The sequence below is a fragment of the Streptomyces sp. NPDC091289 genome (assembly GCF_044757365.1).
GTDB lineage: Bacteria > Actinomycetota > Actinomycetes > Streptomycetales > Streptomycetaceae > Streptomyces.
Window position 1 is genome coordinate 141,501 of the sequence record NZ_JBIVUT010000021.1, and the last position, 16,314, is coordinate 157,814.

14 protein-coding genes are annotated in these 16,314 nt (G+C 72.2%); 11 read left to right on the top strand and 3 right to left on the bottom strand.

Annotated features, from left to right (window positions below; genetic code table 11):
• The first annotated feature begins 98 nt into the window (after positions 1-98).
• The 5 genes from ACIQPT_RS27095 (at position 99) to ACIQPT_RS27115 (ending at position 8,395) form a co-directional block, all read left to right on the top strand.
• Positions 99-1,289 (top strand): S8 family peptidase, encoded by a 1,191-nt coding sequence (locus ACIQPT_RS27095; RefSeq protein ID WP_401159367.1) that lies wholly within the window; start codon positions 99-101, stop codon positions 1,287-1,289.
• A 249-nt stretch (positions 1,290-1,538) separates the two neighbouring features.
• Positions 1,539-5,828 carry a discoidin domain-containing protein gene (locus ACIQPT_RS27100; protein ID WP_401159368.1) on the top strand — a complete coding sequence of 1,430 codons (4,290 nt, stop codon included), beginning with the start codon at positions 1,539-1,541 and terminating at the stop codon, positions 5,826-5,828.
• Positions 5,829-5,951: 123 nt separating this feature from the next.
• Positions 5,952-6,959: a LacI family DNA-binding transcriptional regulator gene (locus ACIQPT_RS27105; protein ID WP_401159369.1), complete on the top strand. Its 1,008-nt coding sequence runs from the start codon at positions 5,952-5,954 to the stop codon at positions 6,957-6,959.
• Positions 6,960-7,003: 44 nt separating this feature from the next.
• Positions 7,004-7,321 carry a cupin gene (locus ACIQPT_RS27110; RefSeq protein WP_392948649.1) on the top strand — a complete coding sequence of 106 codons (318 nt, stop codon included), beginning with the start codon at positions 7,004-7,006 and terminating at the stop codon, positions 7,319-7,321.
• A 147-nt stretch (positions 7,322-7,468) separates the two neighbouring features.
• A complete protein-coding gene (locus ACIQPT_RS27115) occupies positions 7,469-8,395 on the top strand; it encodes a YihY/virulence factor BrkB family protein (RefSeq protein ID WP_401159371.1) in 927 nt (308 codons plus the stop codon).
• Here the strand turns inward: ACIQPT_RS27115 and ACIQPT_RS27120 are convergent.
• On the bottom strand, positions 8,373-9,383 hold the full coding sequence (locus tag ACIQPT_RS27120; protein ID WP_401159373.1) for a zinc-binding dehydrogenase: 1,011 nt from the start codon (positions 9,381-9,383) through the stop codon (positions 8,373-8,375). The two genes, ACIQPT_RS27115 and ACIQPT_RS27120, sit on opposite strands and share 23 nt — an antisense overlap.
• Positions 9,384-9,489: 106 nt before the next feature.
• On the opposite strand from ACIQPT_RS27120, the gene ACIQPT_RS27125 reads away from it, so the two are divergent.
• Complete coding sequence (locus ACIQPT_RS27125) at positions 9,490-10,080, top strand: TetR-like C-terminal domain-containing protein (protein WP_401159375.1); 591 nt, start codon at positions 9,490-9,492, stop codon at positions 10,078-10,080.
• Between the two features lie 33 nt (positions 10,081-10,113).
• On the opposite strand, the gene ACIQPT_RS27130 is transcribed toward ACIQPT_RS27125, so the two are convergent.
• Positions 10,114-10,962 carry a M12 family metallo-peptidase gene (locus ACIQPT_RS27130; RefSeq protein WP_401159377.1) on the bottom strand — a complete coding sequence of 283 codons (849 nt, stop codon included), beginning with the start codon at positions 10,960-10,962 and terminating at the stop codon, positions 10,114-10,116.
• Between the two features lie 223 nt (positions 10,963-11,185).
• On the opposite strand from ACIQPT_RS27130, the gene ACIQPT_RS27135 reads away from it, so the two are divergent.
• The gene (locus tag ACIQPT_RS27135) at positions 11,186-12,058 is read left to right on the top strand and encodes an ABC transporter substrate-binding protein (RefSeq protein WP_401159379.1); all 873 of its coding nucleotides are present in this window, start codon (positions 11,186-11,188) and stop codon (positions 12,056-12,058) included.
• A gap of 9 nt (positions 12,059-12,067) precedes the next feature.
• On the opposite strand, the gene ACIQPT_RS27140 is transcribed toward ACIQPT_RS27135, so the two are convergent.
• A complete protein-coding gene (locus tag ACIQPT_RS27140) occupies positions 12,068-12,493 on the bottom strand; it encodes a nuclear transport factor 2 family protein (protein WP_401159382.1) in 426 nt (141 codons plus the stop codon).
• 155 nt (positions 12,494-12,648) lie between these two features.
• On the opposite strand from ACIQPT_RS27140, the gene ACIQPT_RS27145 reads away from it, so the two are divergent.
• The 4 genes from ACIQPT_RS27145 to ACIQPT_RS27160 all read left to right on the top strand — a co-directional run bounded on the left by ACIQPT_RS27145 (position 12,649) and on the right by ACIQPT_RS27160 (position 16,247).
• Entirely contained in the window at positions 12,649-13,218 is a 570-nt protein-coding gene (locus ACIQPT_RS27145; protein ID WP_401159384.1) for a PadR family transcriptional regulator, read from the top strand.
• A 92-nt stretch (positions 13,219-13,310) separates the two neighbouring features.
• A complete protein-coding gene (locus tag ACIQPT_RS27150; protein ID WP_401159386.1) occupies positions 13,311-13,937 on the top strand; it encodes an ArsR/SmtB family transcription factor in 627 nt (208 codons plus the stop codon).
• Positions 13,934-15,322, top strand: coding sequence for an MFS transporter (locus tag ACIQPT_RS27155; protein WP_401159388.1), 1,389 nt, complete (start codon positions 13,934-13,936; stop codon positions 15,320-15,322). The genes ACIQPT_RS27150 and ACIQPT_RS27155 overlap by 4 nt, the downstream gene beginning before the upstream one ends.
• The gene (locus ACIQPT_RS27160; RefSeq protein ID WP_401159389.1) at positions 15,315-16,247 is read left to right on the top strand and encodes a carbohydrate kinase; all 933 of its coding nucleotides are present in this window, start codon (positions 15,315-15,317) and stop codon (positions 16,245-16,247) included. The genes ACIQPT_RS27155 and ACIQPT_RS27160 overlap by 8 nt, the downstream gene beginning before the upstream one ends.
• Positions 16,248-16,314 lie beyond the last annotated feature (67 nt).

Consider the following 16,314-nt stretch of genomic DNA (forward strand, 5'->3'; position numbering starts at 1 on the left):
CCCGCTAAGGCGACCGACGGACGGGGACGAAGGAACGGGTGTTCGCGCTTCGCGGATGCACTCGCTCCGTGAACGGATCCCCACCCCGAGGAGAATGCATGCGCCTGCCCGCCCGATGGGCCACGGCCACCCTGCTGCTGATCGCCCCGCTGGTCGCCGCACCCGCCCCGGCCTCGGCCGACACCGGACCGGAAGGGGTCCTGGTGGAGCAGTCCACCCGGGCCGTACCCGGGCAGTACATCGTCACCCTGGAGCCCGAACTCTCGCCGGAGACCTTCCTGCGGGAGTTCGGGCTCAGCCCGTTGTTCACGTACGGAAATGTCCTGCACGGCTTCGCCGCCACGCTCACCGCCACCGAACTCGAAGCGGTGAGGACCCTCCCCGGCGTCCTCGCCGTCGAGGAGAACGCCGAGGTGACCGTCCCCGCGCCCACCGCCGCGAACCTGCTGCGGGCCCCCGCGGCCGGCTGGGGCACCGACCGCATCGACCAGCGAGCCCTGCCGCTGGACGACACCTTCACCACCACGGCCACCGGCAAGGGCGTGAAGGCGTACGTCGTCGACACCGGGATCGACGCCGCGCACAGCGAGTTCGGCGGCCGGGTCGTCAACGGGTACGACGCCGTCGGGGACGGCCGCGGCGGCATGGACTGCAACGGACACGGCACCCACGTCGCGGGCACCGTCGGCGGCGCGACCTCCGGCGTCGCCGAGGACGCCACGCTGGTCAACGTACGCGTCCTGAACTGCGAGGGCCGGGGCACCTGGGCCGGCATCCTCGCCGGGTTCGACTGGGTCGCCAAGGACGCCGCACGCACCGGAACCCCCGCCGTGCTGAACGCCTCGCTCGGCGGCGCCCGCTCCACCGCCGTCGACGCGGCGGTCGAATCCGTCGCGGACGCGGGTGTGCTGCCCGTCGTGGCCGCAGGCAACGACAACCGGGACGCCTGTGACGTCTCCCCGGCCGCCGCGGACGGGGTGGTCACGGTCGGCGCGAGCGACCGGCAGGACCGGGAGACCTCCTTCAGCAACTGGGGCTCCTGCCTGGAGCTGTACGCCCCCGGCGCCGACATCGTCTCCGCCCGCCTCGGCGGCGGCACCGTCTCGCTGAACGGCACCTCCATGGCCAGCCCGCACGTCGCGGGCGTCGCCGCGCTCTACAAGCAGGAGAACCCCTCGGCCTCGCCCGCCGCCGTAGCGCGGTGGCTGACGGACACGGCCACCGAGGACGTGCTCTCCGGCCTCGGCCAGGGCTCGCCCGACCGGCTGCTCTACACCGGCGGCCTCTGACGATCCGTCGGGGGCCTGCCCGGCTCCCCGCCACGGGGCCGGGGAGCGGTGATCGCGCGGCGGAATCCGCTCCCCGGCCCGGCCGTTTCGCTGTTGCCGAAACGGTGGACGGTCTCTCATTTCTCTGCAACTCTCTGACGGCACAACGCAAAACAGGCCGCAGCATACGCAGAAATCCATGTTCCCTGGCTGCGGTCACAGAGCCGCGCCCTCGACGCGCCCTGCGCCGAGGCCGAAGATCGGGGAGCTATGAGAGCCCAACGCTGGAGATGGCGGGCGATATCCGCCTTGGTCACGACCAGTCTTCTGATGATCGGCTGGCCGTCGCTCACCGCCTCGGCGGCCGACGGCCCCAACCTCGCCGCGGGCCGGGCCGCGGCCGCGAGCAGCGCCCACGCCGAGTACGGCGCGTCCGGCATCACCGACGGCAACCGCTCGACGTACTGGCAGAGCGCGGGAGACGGACTGCCCCAGTGGGTCCAGGCCGACCTGGGTGCGGGCACCCGCGTCGACGAGGTCACCCTGGCGCTCCCGGCGGGCTGGGAGACCCGCACGCAGACGCTGTCCCTCCAGGGCAGCGCGGACGGCACCAGTTTCGCGACCCTGAAGAACTCGGCGACGTACACCTTCGCCCCGGGGGCCGCGAACGAGGTCACCATCGCGTTCCCGGCCACCCTGACCCGCTTCGTGCGCGTCAACATCACCGCCAACACCGGCTGGTCGGCGGCCCAGCTCTCCGAACTGGAGGTCCGGGGCGCCGGTGGGTCCTCGGCCGACCTCGCCGCCGGCAAGACCCTCACGGCCAGCAGCGGCAACGGCGCGCAGACCCCGGCCAACGCCAACGACGGCAACCGCGACAGCTACTGGGCCAGCCGTGACGACCAGTTCCCGCAGTGGATCCAGGCGGACCTGGGCGCATCGCTCGGCGTGGACCGGGTGGTCCTGCGGCTGCCCGACGGCTGGGCCGCGCGCAGCCAGACCCTGAAGCTCCAGGGCAGCGCCAACGGCACGGACTTCACCGACCTCACCGCGTCCAAGGCCTACCGCTTCGACGCGGCGGGCGGACAGTCGGCGACGATCACCTTCGACGCCACGACCACCCGGTACGTCCGCGTCCTGGTCACCGCCAACACCGGTGCCGAGTCAGCCCAGTTGGCCGAACTGGAGATCTACGGCCCCACCACCGGCGACACCGAGGCCCCGACCGCACCGGCCGGCCTCGCGTTCACCGAGCCCGCCACCGGGCAGATCCGGCTCACCTGGAAGGCGTCGACCGACGACAAGGCCGTCACCGGCTACGACGTCTACGCGAACAACACCCTGCTGACCAGCGTCGCGGGCGACGTCACCACGTACACCGACACCCGCCCGGCCGGGCAGGACGTCAGCTACTTCGTCCGCGCCAAGGACGCGGCGGGCAACGTCTCCGCCAACAGCAACACCGTGACCCGGGCCGGGGACACCGGTGACACCCAGGCCCCCACCGCCCCCTCCGCGCTGGCGTTCACCGAGCCCTCCAGCGGCTCGGTCGAGCTGACGTGGCAGGGCTCGACCGACAACAAGGGGGTGACCGGCTACGACGTCTACGCCAACAACGTGCTGCGCGGCAGCGTCGCGGGCGACGTGCTGACGTACAGCGACAGCCAGTCGGCGTCCACCACGGTGAGCTACGTCGTACGGGCCAGGGACGCGGCGGGCAACGTCTCCGGCGACAGCAACACCGTCACCCGCAACGGACAGTCCGGCTCCGCGTCCAACCTCGCCGTGAACAAGCCGATCACCGCCTCCTCCGTGGTCCACACCTTCGTCGCGGAGAACGCCAACGACAACAGCACCTCCACCTACTGGGAGGGCGCGGGCGGCAGTTACCCGAACACCCTCACCGTGAAGCTCGGCTCCAACGCCGACACCGAGAGCGTCGTCGTCGAGCTCAACCCCGACAGCGGCTGGGGGCCGCGCACCCAGCGGATCGAGGTTCTCGGCCGCGAGCAGGACTCCTCGTCCTTCAACTCGCTGGCCGCAGCGAAGGATTACGACTTCACTCCCGCGTCCGGCAACACGGTGACCATCCCGGTCTCCGCACGCGTCGCCGACGTCCAGTTGAAGTTCACCGCCAACAGCGGCTCCGGGGCCGGTCAGGTCGCCGAGTTCCAGGTGCTGGGCGCTCCGGCGGCCAACCCCGACCTCCAGGTCACCGGCATCACCGCCGCACCCGCGGAGCCGGTCGAGACGGACGAGGTCACCCTGACCGCGACCGTCCGCAACGCCGGAGCGCTCGCCGCCCCGGCGAGCGAGGTCGCGTTCCAACTCGGCGGAACCGAGGTCGCCACGGCCTCCGTCGGTGCTCTGGCGTCGGGGGCGTCCATCGACGTCAGCGCTTCCATCGGGGCCCGTAACGCGGGTAGTTACGCACTGAGCGCGGTCGCCGACCCGGCGGACGAGGTCATCGAGCAGAACGAGACCAACAACACCTACACCAGCGCCTCCCCGCTGGTGGTGAAGCCGGTCTCCAGCTCCGACCTGGTGGCCGCAGCCGTCACCACCTCGCCCTCGGCCGCGTCCGACGGCGACACGGTCACCTTCTCCGTCGCGCTGAAGAACCAGGGCACGGTGGCCTCGGCGGGCGGCAGCCACGGCATCACGCTGACGCTCGTCGACAGCAAGGGCGCCACGGTGAAGACCCTGACCGGCGCCCACAACGGGGCCATCGCGGCGGGAGCCACCGCCGCACCGGTCGCGCTGGGCACCTGGACCGCGGCCAACGGCTCGTACACCGTACGGACCGTGATCGCGGACGACGCCAACGAACTCCCGGTCAAGCGCGAGAACAACACCTCCACCCAGGCGCTCTTCGTCGGCCGGGGCGCCAACATGCCGTACGACATGTACGAGGCGGAGGACGGCACGACCGGCGGCGGCGCGCAGGTCGTCGGCCCGAACCGGACCGTCGGCGACATCGCGGGCGAGGCCTCGGGACGCAAGGCCGTCACGCTCAACGACACCGGAAACTATGTGGAGTTCACCACCAGGGCCTCGACCAACACCCTGGTGACCCGCTTCTCCATCCCCGACGCCCCGGGCGGCGACGGCATCGACTCCACGCTGAACGTCTATGTGGACGGCGTCTTCCTCAAGGCGATCGACCTCACCTCCAAATACGCCTGGCTGTACGGGAACGAGACCGCCCCCGGCAACTCCCCGGGCTCCGGGGCGCCCCGTCACATCTACGACGAGGCGAACGTGATGCTGGGCGAGACCGTCCCGGCGGGATCGAAGATCCGGCTCCAGAAGGACAGCGCCAACACCTCCACGTACGCGATCGACTTCATCAACCTGGAGCAGGTCGCACCGGTCGCCAACCCGGACCCCGCCACCTACACCGTGCCGGAAGGGTTCACCCACCAGGACGTCCAGAACGCCCTGGACAAGGTCCGCATGGACACCACCGGCACCCTCGTGGGCGTCTACCTGCCGGCGGGGGAGTACAGCACGGCCAGCAAGTTCCAGGTCTACGGCAAGGCCGTCCAGGTGGTCGGCGCCGGGCCCTGGTACACCCGCTTCAACGCCCCGTCCACCCAGGACAACACCGACATCGGCTTCCGGGCCGAGGCCAGTGCCAAGGGGTCGTCGTTCGCGGACTTCGCGTACTTCGGCAACTACACCTCCCGCATCGACGGGCCGGGCAAGGTGTTCGACTTCTCCAATGTGTCGGACATCGTGATCGACAACATCTGGAACGAGCACATGGTGTGCCTCTACTGGGGAGCCAACACCGACGACATCACCATCAAGAACTCCCGGATCCGCAACATGTTCGCCGACGGCGTCAACATGACCAACGGGTCCACCGACAACCTCGTGACCAACAACGAGGCGCGGGCCACCGGTGACGACAGCTTCGCGCTCTTCTCGGCGATCGACGCCGGGGGCGCGGACATGAAGAACAACGTCTACGAGAACCTGACCTCGATCCTCACCTGGCGCGCGGCGGGCGTCGCCGTCTACGGCGGGTACGACAACACCTTCCGCAACATCCACATCGCCGACACCCTGGTGTACTCCGGGATCACGGTCAGCTCGCTGGACTTCGGCTACCCGATGAACGGCTTCGGGACCGAACCGACGACGCTGGAGAACATCTCGATCGTGCGCGCGGGCGGTCACTTCTGGGGAACGCAGACCTTCCCCGGCATCTGGCTGTTCTCGGCGTCCAAGGTGTTCCAGGGCATCCGCATCAACAACGTGGACATCGTCGATCCCACGTACAGCGGGATCATGTTCCAGACGAACTACGTCGGCGGACAGCCCCAGTTCCCGATCAAGGACACCGTGCTCACCGACGTCTCCATCTCGGGAGCGCGCAAGAGCGGTGACGCCTTCGACGCCAAGTCCGGGTTCGGGCTGTGGGCCAACGAGATGCCGGAGGCCGGGCAGGGGCCCGCCGTCGGCGAGGTCACCTTCAACGGCCTGAAGCTCAGCGACAACGCCGAGGACATCAGGAACACCACCTCCACCTTCAAGATCATCACCAACCCGTAGGCCGGGGAGAGGCCGTACGCGCAGGCAAAGGGACGCTCTCCGATGGCCGGAAGGCGTCCCTTTTGCGTGCAACCCTTGCGTTGATAAGTCAATAGTTTGCAGCGCTTACGCTAGTCTTGCGGCATGACGCGACGACTTGCTCAGGTTGCCAAGAAGGTTGGGGTCAGCGAGGCCACAGTGAGCCGGGTGCTCAACGGCAAGCCCGGGGTGTCCCGGACCACGCGGCAGTCCGTGCTGACGGCCCTGGACGTCCTCGGCTACGAGCGGCCCACCCAACTGCGGGGCGAGCGCGCCCGGCTCGTCGGTCTCGTCCTGCCCGAACTGCAGAACCCGATCTTCCCCGCCTTCGCCGAGGTGATCGGCGGCGCCCTCGCCCAGCAGGGGCTCACCCCCGTGCTGTGCACCCAGACCAAGGGCGGCGTCTCCGAAGCGGACTACGTGGACCTCCTGCTCCAGCAGCAGGTCTCCGGGGTGGTCTTCGCCGGCGGCCTGTTCGCGCAGGCCGACGAGGCCCATGAGCACTACCACCGGCTCGCCGAACGCCGGATCCCCGTCGTGCTGATCAACGCCCCCATAGAGGGACTGGACTTCCCCTGCGTCTCCTGCGACGACGCGGTCGCCATCGAACGCGCCTGGCGTCACCTGGCCTCCCTCGGCCATGAGCGCATCGGCGTGGTGATCGGCCCTTCCGACCACGTCCCCTCGCGCCGCAAGCTCGCGGCGGCCCGGTCCGTCGCGGCGGCCACCGGCGGAGAGCTGACCGAGGCGCACGTCGAGCGCTCGATGTTCTCCCTGGAGGGCGGCCAGGCAGCGGCCTCCCGGCTGCTGGAGCGGGGAGTCACCGGCATCATCTGCGCCAGCGACCCCCTGGCGCTCGGCGCCGTGCGCGCGGCCCGCAGGCGTGGCCTCGGCGTGCCGTCCGACATCTCGGTCGTCGGCTACGACGACTCGGCGTTCATGAACTGCACCGACCCCCCGCTCACCACGATCCGCCAGCCCATCGAGGCCATGGGCCGGGCCGCCGTCGAACTGCTCTGCGCGGGCATCCAGGGCGGCTCGGTCCCGCCGGACGAGCTGCTGTTCGAGCCGGAGCTGGTGGTACGGGGCTCCACCGCGAAGGCGCCCCGCTGAGCGCGCGGATCGCGGCACCGCCACGGCTGCGGCACAGTGGGCACATGGACGACCTCAACGCACTCGCCGAGGAACACCTGACCGCGGCCCGCGCCGCCGCGCACGGCCGCAGCGCCCACCTCCTGCTCCAGCAGCCCCCCTTGCGGCAGACGGTGATCGCCCTCACCGAGGGGACGGCGCTCGACGAGCACAACGCACCGCCCGCTGCCTCGCTCCTCGTCCTGCGCGGCAGCGTCCGCCTCACCGCCGCCTCCGGCGACGCCGAACTGCCGGCCGGGACCCTGCACCCGATCCCGCAGGAACGGCACGGGCTGCTGGCGCTCCAGGACGCCGTGGTCCTGCTCACGGCCGTCAACGACTGACCCTCCGGGGGCGCGGGAGGCTTCGCCGGCCGGAAGGGGTGTGCTTCGGCCGCGACGTGGCAGGAGAGGATCGAGCGGAGTCGGCGCGTCCGGGAACGGACCGGCCACGCCGCCCACCGCGTCCGCCCTCGTCCCCGGAGTACCAGCTTGCCCACCCAGACCGCGTCCGCCGCGGAAAGCACCGCCCCCACCGCCGGGCGCGCCACGCAGCCCCGCCGCTGGCGCACCGCCCTGCGCCGCACACCGGTGTCGCTGTGGAACGACGACATCACCGACTGGGCCGCCGCCCTGACGTACTACGCCATCCTCGCCCTGCTCCCGGCGCTCCTGGTCACCGTGTCCGTGATCGGACTGGCCAACCCCGGCGCGACCAGCGCCCTGATCGCCGACATCACCGCCTTCGCCCCGGCCGAGTCCGGCGAGGCGCTGCGCAGGCCGTTGGAGGCGGCGACCGAGCAGCGCTCCGCCGTCTGGCTGCTCGTCGCCACCGGGTCCGTGAGCGCCGTGTGGTCCGCGTGCAGCTACCTCGCGGTCTTCCGCCGGGCGATGCACGCCATGCACGGCGTCCGGGACACGCGCCCGCCCCTGCGGCAGGCGCACATCATCGTCGTCTCCGCGATCGGCCTGCTCCTCCTGCTGATGACCAGCGCCTTCGCCATCGTCATGACCGGCCCACTGGCCCGCTGGCTGGGCCGCCGCATCGGCCTGCCGCACGAGGGGGAGACCCTGTGGGCGGCGCTGAAGTGGCCGCTGCTGGTCTTCCTCGTGGCCTGCCTGATCATGGTCCTCTTCAGTACCGGCCCCCGCTCCGCGCGCGGTGTCCGCCGAGGCCTGCCCGGCGGGATCCTCGCCGCGTTCTGCTGGCTCACCGCGTCGGCGCTGTTCGCTCTCTACGCGACCCAGGTCGGCAGCTACAGCAGGCTGTACGGGTCGCTCGCCGGGCTCGTCGTCTTCCTCATCTGGGTCTGGTTCGCCAACCTCTCCCTGCTGGCCGGCGCCCAGTTCAACGTCGAGCTGGACCGGCGCGAGCCGGAGAGGGAACGGGAGCCCGTCACGGCCGCAGAACGATCCTGACCGGGTCGCCCTCCTTGGTCTCCATCCGCCGGACCGCCGACGCCACGTCGTCCAGGGGCAGCACCTCGGTGATCGACCGGGAGAAGTCCAGCCGACCGCCCTCGGCGAGCCGCACGAGCTGCGGCACATGGTGGCCCTCCGAGCCGTAGTGGCCCAGGATCCGGTGCCCGCGATAGCTGAACAGGGTGCCGTGGGCGACCGTCAGCGGCTGGTCGGTCAGTCCCACCAGCACCAGCCGCCCCTTCGTCGCCAGCGCGGTCAGCGCCTGCTCGCGGACCGCCGGGACTCCGGCGAAGTCGAACGCCGCCTGCAGACCCACACCGCCCGTCGCCCCGAGCACCCTCTCGCGGAACAGCGGATCGGCGGGGTCCAGCGCCAGGTCGGCCCCGAACTCCAGGGCCCGCCGCCGGGCCGCCGGGGCCGGGTCCACCGCGACGACCGGGTGCGCGCCCACCGCCCGCAGCAGCTGCACGGCGTGCGCGCCGAGCCCGCCCACGCCCCAGACGCCCACGGCCTCCGCCGCCCGCACATCGCCGGTGGCGGTCACCGCGGCCCACGGCGTGGAGACCGCGTCCGGGATGATCGCCGCCTGCTCGAAGGGCAGCGAGTCGGGCAGGGCGACGAGGGTGGACGCGGTGGCGAGGGCGTACTCGGCCCAGCCGCCGTCGTAGTCGACGCCCCGGGTGTACGTCCGGCCCCGGCGCTCCTCGCCGGCCTGGAGGACCACCCGGTCACCGACCGCCCAGCCCTCGACGTCCGGCCCCGGCTCCGCCACGGTCCCGGCCACCTCGTGGCCCAGGGTGACCGTGTCCCCCTCCAGGTACATCGGGCTCAGGGTGCCGTCGGCGAGGTGGACATCGGAGAGACACACCCCCGCCGCCCCGACCTTCACCAGCACCTCGCCGGGGCCGGGCACGGGCCTGTCCACCTCCTCCACGGTGAGGGTGCGGCTGGGGAGGTGGAGACGCGCGGCGCGCATGCGTTCCATGACGGGTCCTTACGGTTCGGATCGGCGGCCTATCGCAAGTCGCCTTGCTTTGAAACGTAAGCCCGGCCTGCCCGTAAAGCAAGTAGCCCTGCGATACGGTTCGGGGGTGACCACGGAGAAGAGCCCCGCGCCGCTGCGCCGCCGGGGCGAACGCATGCGGCAGGCCGTCCTGGCGGCCACCGTCGACCTGCTCACATCGGAAGGGCTCACCGGCACCACGGTCGCGGCGGTCGCCCGGGCGGCGGGGGTGCACGAGACCTCCGTGTACCGGCGGTGGAAGACCCGCGAGAACCTGCTGCTCGACGCCCTCGGTTCGCACGCCGACGACGCGTTGCCCGCGCCCGACACGGGGGACGTGCGCCAGGACCTGACCCAGCTGATGTCGGCGGTCTCGGACTACCTCGCCTCCCCGCGGGGCGCGGCCCTGCTCCACCTCGGCGCCTCGCCCGACGTGGGGTCCGTCGAGGCGGAGCGCCTCCCGTACTGGGACGCCCGTCTGGAGCGCGGCGAGGACATCGTGCGGCGCGGGATCGAGCGCGGCGAGCTGGCCCCGGACACCGATCCCCGGCTGGTCGCCGAGACCCTGGCGGGGCCGCTGTTCGCACGGGTCCTGCTGACCGGGGCACCGCTGGACAAGGGGCTCGCGCGCCGGATCGTGGACCTGGCGCTGGACGGTGCGCGCCCCCGTAACGGGTGACGCGCCGACGGGTGACGCGCCCCTGCCTCCGGGTCAGCTCCTGTCGCGGTACCCGGCGACGATCGGCATGGTCTCGCGCAGCACCCGTACGCCGTCGTTGTCCGCGTCGCCCAGTCGGTGGCCCTTCCAGGTCTGCGTCGCGCTGGAGAACCGGCTGATCCGCCGGCAGCGGTCCCCGCACGCGGAGCGGTACGCCATGATCGTGTAGCGCTTGCCGTCCTCGGTGATCCAGCCGGTGTTGTACGGGCGGTTCCGGCTTACGCTCATCGAGCCGTCCGCGTTGCCCGCCAGCGTTGTACGGTCATGGGCCAGGCCCAGGTTGTGGCCGATCTCGTGGCTCGCCGAATCCAGGTCGATCCCGTCGACGTCGACGACCGCGTAGGCGTACTCGTCCGTGGAACTGTCGAGCACCGGCGTGTAGTCCGCCGTGCCGCCGCCCCGCTGCGGCCGGTCCACGACGAGCGTGACCAGGTCGGCGCCGTACCGCGCCCGCTGTTCGTGCACCTGCCGTCCGAGCCCCGCCGCATGCTCCTTGAGCGTGGCGTGCGCGGCGCGGAACTCCTCCGATCCCTCGTAGCCGGTCGCCGTGTACGGGTGGACGACGCGGATGATCCCGCAGAGACCGCCCGCCGCCAGGGACCGGTTCATCCGCGTCGCGATCCGCTGGGCCGAGGCCGGCACCCGGTGCTCCCCGCCGACCCGCTTCGCGGCCTTCGGCGTGTGGATGGCCAGGACGTCGACCACGGGGCACTCCGGCGCGCTCGCCGCTCCTGCCGCCGCCCGAGCCGTGGCCCCGGCCGTGGCCGGCGCGTCCGCCGAGGCCGCACAGAGCGACGCGCCGATGCCGACGGCCAGAGCTGCCTTCACAAGGGTCGCGCGCATGGGAGTCGACTCCGTCCGGAAGGGCCGGCCCAGGGCGCTGACCGATGACTGAGGGTGCCTCATTTCTAACACTCGGTGATACGGGCCGCCCAGCGTGGCCGAAACCGATCGACGGCCGTTTGTTCCCTGGCCAGAGGGGTGTGGGGGCGAGGAGGTGGGCAGGTACACGTGTACGAACTCGCACGAATGGAACGGCAGTCGGCGGCAGAGGGGCGTGTGTGACGTGACGGAACAGAGCGAATGGCGGTTCTCCGACGACCGGGGTCAGCAGTCGACGGCACCCCGCCCGCCCGGGCGGGTGCTGGCCTATGTTCAGGCCGGGGCGACCCTGTGGGACCTCGGAATCCGGCCGGTGGGAATATTCGGCTCCGACCACGACGGTCCGGACGCCGATACGGCGAAGACCGGGACCCTGCCGCTGGACGAGGTCGCGTACGTCGGCGCGGGCGGCGCCCTGGACGTCGAGCGGCTGCTGAGCACCGGGCCGGACCTCGTGGTGGCCGTCAGTTACGGCGGCGGCCATGTCTACGGGCTGGCCCCCGAGACCGCCAAGCCCCTGGAGGAGCGGGTCCCGGTGGTCGTCCTCGACGTCAGCCAGGCCCGTACGTTCGGCGAGATCGGCGACCGGTTCGCCGAACTGGCCCGCTCGCTCGGCGCGGTGGACCGGCCGGGCGCGGACCAGGACCTGGACGCCGCCCGGGAGCGGCTGCGCTCGATCGTCGCCGCCACGTCCGCCGACGCGCCCCGGGTGCTCGCCCTCTCCCCGGCCGGCCCGGACCAGGCACATGTCGCACGCCCCAAAATGTGGCCCGAACTGCGCGTGCTCACCGAACTGGGCGTCCAGGTCGTGGAGCCGGCCGAAGGGCCGGGGGCCAACTGGTCCACGCAGAGCCGCTCCGACACCTTCGCGCTGCGCCCCGAGGTGATCCTGACCGACATCCGCGCCCACGCCACCCCGCTGGAAGAGCTGCGGGGGAGCGAGGGTGCGCCGACGCCCGTCGTCCCGTGGAACCCCGAGCCGCTCTACGGGCCCCGCGACCACGCCCGGTTCCTGGGCCTGGTCGCGGATGCCCTGGAGGCGGCGCGGACGAGCTGAGCCCCGGTCCTACGGGGCGGGGACGAGGCCGTCGGCGACCAGGCCGGCGAGCACGGCCTCGCCCAGCGCCTGCACGGCGGAGGCCGGACGGACCATCACGGTGAACTCCTTGATCCGCCCGTCCTCGTCCAGGTGCAGCAGGTCGATGCCGTGGATCTCCTTGCCGCCGACCGTCGCCCGGAAGAGCAGGACCGCCGACGGGGCCTCGGCCCCGTCGGCGCTCGTCTGCGAGGCGCCCGCGAACTCACCGACGTAACGGAAGTCCTCGAAGGTGCGCAGCAGGACGCCGAAGAGGCCCAGCACCGCCGGCCGGCCCTCGAACGGGGTGAACTTCACCGGGCTGTAGAGCCGGATGTCCTCGGTGAACAGATGGTCCAGGGCGCCGAGGTCGCGGCTGTCGACGGCGGCGCGGAAGCGGTCCACTGCGGTGGTCATGGTGTCCTCCTTGATGAGGTGCGTCCTTGCTGAGGCGCGTTGCATAGTCATGAATGTGACTAGTCAGTTTCATGACTATCATGGGGTTCGGTGTTCCGAACAGGGGTGGGCGTGGACGGGGACGGCCCGGACGCGGCGGAGAGGGAGGCGGTCCGATGGCGTTGCGCCACGCGGTGCTGGCGGCGCTGCTCGACGAGGAGCTGAGCGGCTACCAGGTCACGAAGGCGTTCGCGGCGGGTGTCGCGAACTTCTGGCACGCCCTGCCGCAGCAGGTCTACGCGGAGCTGGCCAGGCTGGAGAAGGAGGGGCTGGTCGCGGGCCGCGAGGTCGTCCAGGAGGCGCGCCCCAACAAGCGGCTGTTCCGCGTCACCGGCGAGGGGCTGGCCGAGCTGGAGAGCTTCGCGTCCGCCGCCGCCAAGCCCGCGTTCCTCCGGGAGGACCTGCTGGTCCAGGTCCAGGCGGCCGACCACCTCGACACGGACGTGCTGATCGAGCGGCTCACCGAGCGGTACGCGTTCGCCGAGGCCAAGGCCGCGCTGTTCGAGGAGCAGTTGCGCGGGATGCGCGGAGGGCTGGACGAGGCGGAGTTCCTGCTCCACGGACCGCGCGTCGGCCCGTATCTCACCTGTCGCCGGGGGCGGGACTTCGAACGCGCCAACCGTGACTGGTGCCGGGAGGTGGTCGAGGTCCTGCGGGCACGCCGGGGGGCTCCTGCCGACTCCTGACCGTCACCGTCCGACCGTCACCGGCCAAGTTTCCCAAAAATATTCTGCAAAAATACTTTGGGAAAGTGCCTCCGCCGTTCTACGCTGCGGTCATGGACAGCGAAGACGGTCGTCGCATACTCGATCCGGCACAGGACGGGGCCGCCCTCAAGGCCCTCACCCACCCCCTGCGCCTCACCCTGCTCGGGCTGCTCCGGCAGCACGGCCCGGCCACCGCCAGTGAACTCGCGGTCAGGACGGGGGAGTCCTCGGCCTCCACCAGCTACCACCTGCGGGTGCTCGCCAAGTACGCGTTCGTCACCGAGGCCGACCACCGTGACGGCCGGGAACGCCGCTGGAAGTCCGTGCACGACATGACCTCGTGGAGCAACGAGGCGATGCACCGCAGCCCCGGCGGCAGCACCATCCTCAGCGTTCTGCACCGCCGCCAGATCGAGCACCTCCAGCGGTCGCTGGAACGCCACGAGGCGGATCTGGACAGCGGCCGCCTGGGACGGGAATGGCAGGAGCCGTCGGGCGTCAACGACTTCATGCCCCGGCTGACCCCCGAGTCGCTCTCCGAGCTGTGGGAGGTGCTCCAGGCCAAGACGGAAGAGCTGACCGCCCGCGACGCCGAGGACCCCCGCGCCGAGCAGGTCGTCCTGTTCACCGCCGGACTCCCGCTGGCCCCGGACCCGGTGGCCGGTACGGACGCCGCCGCTGCCGGAGACGCGTCGTGACCGGCGGACCGGCCCTCGCCGCCGCCCCGATATCCGGCCTGGACGAGGCGACCGCGCGCCGCCGGTTCGTCGCGGTCTCCTTCCTCTTCTGGCTCCCCATCGGCATGAGTCTCGCCCCCGCCGTGCTCCTGTTCACCGAACGCGGCATGGGCCTCGCCGCCATCGCCGGGTTCTTCGCCGCGCACTCCCTCACCGCCGCCGCGATGGAGCTGCCCACCGGAGGCTTCTCCGACGTCATCGGTCGGCGTGCGGTCCTCGCCACCGCCGGACTTCTCAACCTGACCGCCCTGACGCTGCTCGGACTCGGTACCGATGCCTGGGTGTTCATCCTCGGTATGGCGCTGATGGGTTCGGCGCGCGCCCTGTCCAGCGGCCCGGCCGAGGCCTGGTACGTCGACACCGTGCACGCCTCGGCCGGCCCCGACGCCGATGTGCGCACCGGTCTGGCCCGGGGCAGCTCGGCGGTCTCCGTGGCGCTCGCCCTGGGCACGCTCCTCGGTGGCGCCCTGCCCTGGCTGCTCGGCCTCGGCCCCGACCCGGGAGCCTGGCTGACCGACGTCACCTCCGGGCTCGTCCTGCCGCTCTCGGTGCCCGCGCTCCTCGGTGCGGCCGTCGAAGTCGTCTTCGTCCTCCATGTCCTGCGGGCTCTCCCCGAACCGCCCCGGCCGGGGGTCACCCTGCGCGGCATCCTGGGCGGTGTGCCCGCCGCCATCGCCGACGGTCTCCGGCTCGCCGCCCGGGACGCCCTGATCCGCCGCGTACTGCTGACCGCGAGCGCCACCGGGGCCGCCTTCGCCGCACTCGAACTCCTTACCCCGGGCCGGGCGGCCGCGCTCACCGGGGCCGCCGAGTCCGGGGCCGTACTCTTCGCCGCCCTCGCCTGCGCCGGGTTCGCCTGCGCCGCCCTGGGTAGCCAACTCGCCCCGGCAGCAGCCAGGTTGACCGGAAGCAGCGAACGCGCGGTGCTCGCGGGCCTCGGGGTGGCCGCGGCGGGCCTGACCCTGCTCGGGATCACGGCCGCCACCTCCTCGGCCACGGACGCGCTCGCCACGACGACCGCCGCTGCCGGATACGGGCTCGTCTACCTGGGACTCGGCATCGCGGGCCCCAACGAGAACGACCTGCTCCACCGCCGCGTCGACTCCTCGGGCCGGGCCACCGCACTCTCGGTGCAGTCCCTCGCCCTCCAACTGTGCGGCGCGGGCGCGGGACTCGTCGCCGGGATGCTGCCGCTGGGCCCGCTGCCCTGGCTGCTGGCCGCCGCCGTCCTGCTCGCGGGTGCGCTCCTGTGGGTCCGCCGGGCCGCGCCGGAGTCCCCGGAGAGTGTCAGCCTTGACCCGGACACCCACCCCACGGCACTGCAGGAGACCCACCCCCATGCCTGACCCCCGTGAACTGCTGGTCATCGGCGAATGCGTCGCCGACATCGTCCGGCTGCCGGGCGAGGCCGACCGGGTCCACCCGGGCGGCGGCCCCGCGAACGTCGCGTACGGCCTGGCCCGCCTCGGCCATGACACCACCCTGCTCACCCAGTTGGGCCCGGACGGCCACGGGCGGCTCATCCGGGACCATCTGGCCGCCGCCGGGGTCGCGGTCCGCACCGACGGCGCCATCGGCCCCACCCCGTCGGCGGCCGTCACCCTCGACGGCCAGGGGCACGCCACGTACACCTTCGACGTCGGCTGGACCCTCGGCCCGGTGGTGCTCGACCGGGCGCCGCTCCATGTGCACACCGGCTCGATCGCGGCCGTCGTCGAGCCCGGGGCCGCGACGGTCCTGGCCGCCGTGGAGTCCCTGCGGGCCGGCGCCACCGTCAGCTACGACCCCAATGTGCGGCCCGAGTTGATGGGTGAGCGCGCCCGGGCCGTGGCCCGGGTCGAGCGCTGCGTCGCGCTGAGCGACGTGGTGAAGGCCAGCGACGAGGACCTGCGGTGGCTGCACCCGGACGAGGAGCCGGAGCGGGTCGCCGAGCGGTGGCTCGCCGCCGGCCCCGCGCTGGTCCTCGTCACCCGGGGCGGGGCCGGCGCGTTCGCCCTGTTCTCCGGCGGCCGGGCCGCCGCCGAAGCGCTGCCCGTCACCGTCGCCGACACCGTCGGCGCGGGCGACGCGTTCATGTCCGGGACGCTCCACGCCCTCGCCGGGCACGGCCTCCTCGGCCCGGACGCGCGCGAGCGGCTGCGCGCCGTGGACCGGGACACCGTCGCCGACGTCCTGCGCCACGCGGTGGCCTCCGCCGCCGTGACCGTCTCCCGGGCCGGGGCCAACCCGCCCGGCCCGGACGAGCTCCGGGAAGCCCTGGCTCACAACTGACGCCTCGTCATGACCCGTTCGGCGCAGTCGAACGCACCCTCGTGAGACGTTCCGCCGTTCGTCAACC

What these genes read in the sequence shown, in the direction of transcription:
- ACIQPT_RS27130 (WP_401159377.1), bottom strand. Translation starts at nt 10,962, where the DNA reads ATGCGCGCGACCCTTGTGAAGGCAGCTCTGGCCGTCGGCATCGGCGCG.
- ACIQPT_RS27110 (WP_392948649.1), top strand. Translation starts at nt 7,004, where the DNA reads ATGGACGACCTCAACGCACTCGCCGAGGAACACCTGACCGCGGCCCGC.
- ACIQPT_RS27140 (WP_401159382.1), bottom strand. Translation starts at nt 12,493, where the DNA reads ATGACCACCGCAGTGGACCGCTTCCGCGCCGCCGTCGACAGCCGCGAC.
- ACIQPT_RS27095 (WP_401159367.1), top strand. Translation starts at nt 99, where the DNA reads ATGCGCCTGCCCGCCCGATGGGCCACGGCCACCCTGCTGCTGATCGCC.
- ACIQPT_RS27100 (WP_401159368.1), top strand. Translation starts at nt 1,539, where the DNA reads ATGAGAGCCCAACGCTGGAGATGGCGGGCGATATCCGCCTTGGTCACG.
- ACIQPT_RS27145 (WP_401159384.1), top strand. Translation starts at nt 12,649, where the DNA reads ATGGCGTTGCGCCACGCGGTGCTGGCGGCGCTGCTCGACGAGGAGCTG.
- ACIQPT_RS27105 (WP_401159369.1), top strand. Translation starts at nt 5,952, where the DNA reads ATGACGCGACGACTTGCTCAGGTTGCCAAGAAGGTTGGGGTCAGCGAG.
- ACIQPT_RS27160 (WP_401159389.1), top strand. Translation starts at nt 15,315, where the DNA reads ATGCCTGACCCCCGTGAACTGCTGGTCATCGGCGAATGCGTCGCCGAC.
- ACIQPT_RS27150 (WP_401159386.1), top strand. Translation starts at nt 13,311, where the DNA reads ATGGACAGCGAAGACGGTCGTCGCATACTCGATCCGGCACAGGACGGG.
- ACIQPT_RS27120 (WP_401159373.1), bottom strand. Translation starts at nt 9,383, where the DNA reads ATGGAACGCATGCGCGCCGCGCGTCTCCACCTCCCCAGCCGCACCCTC.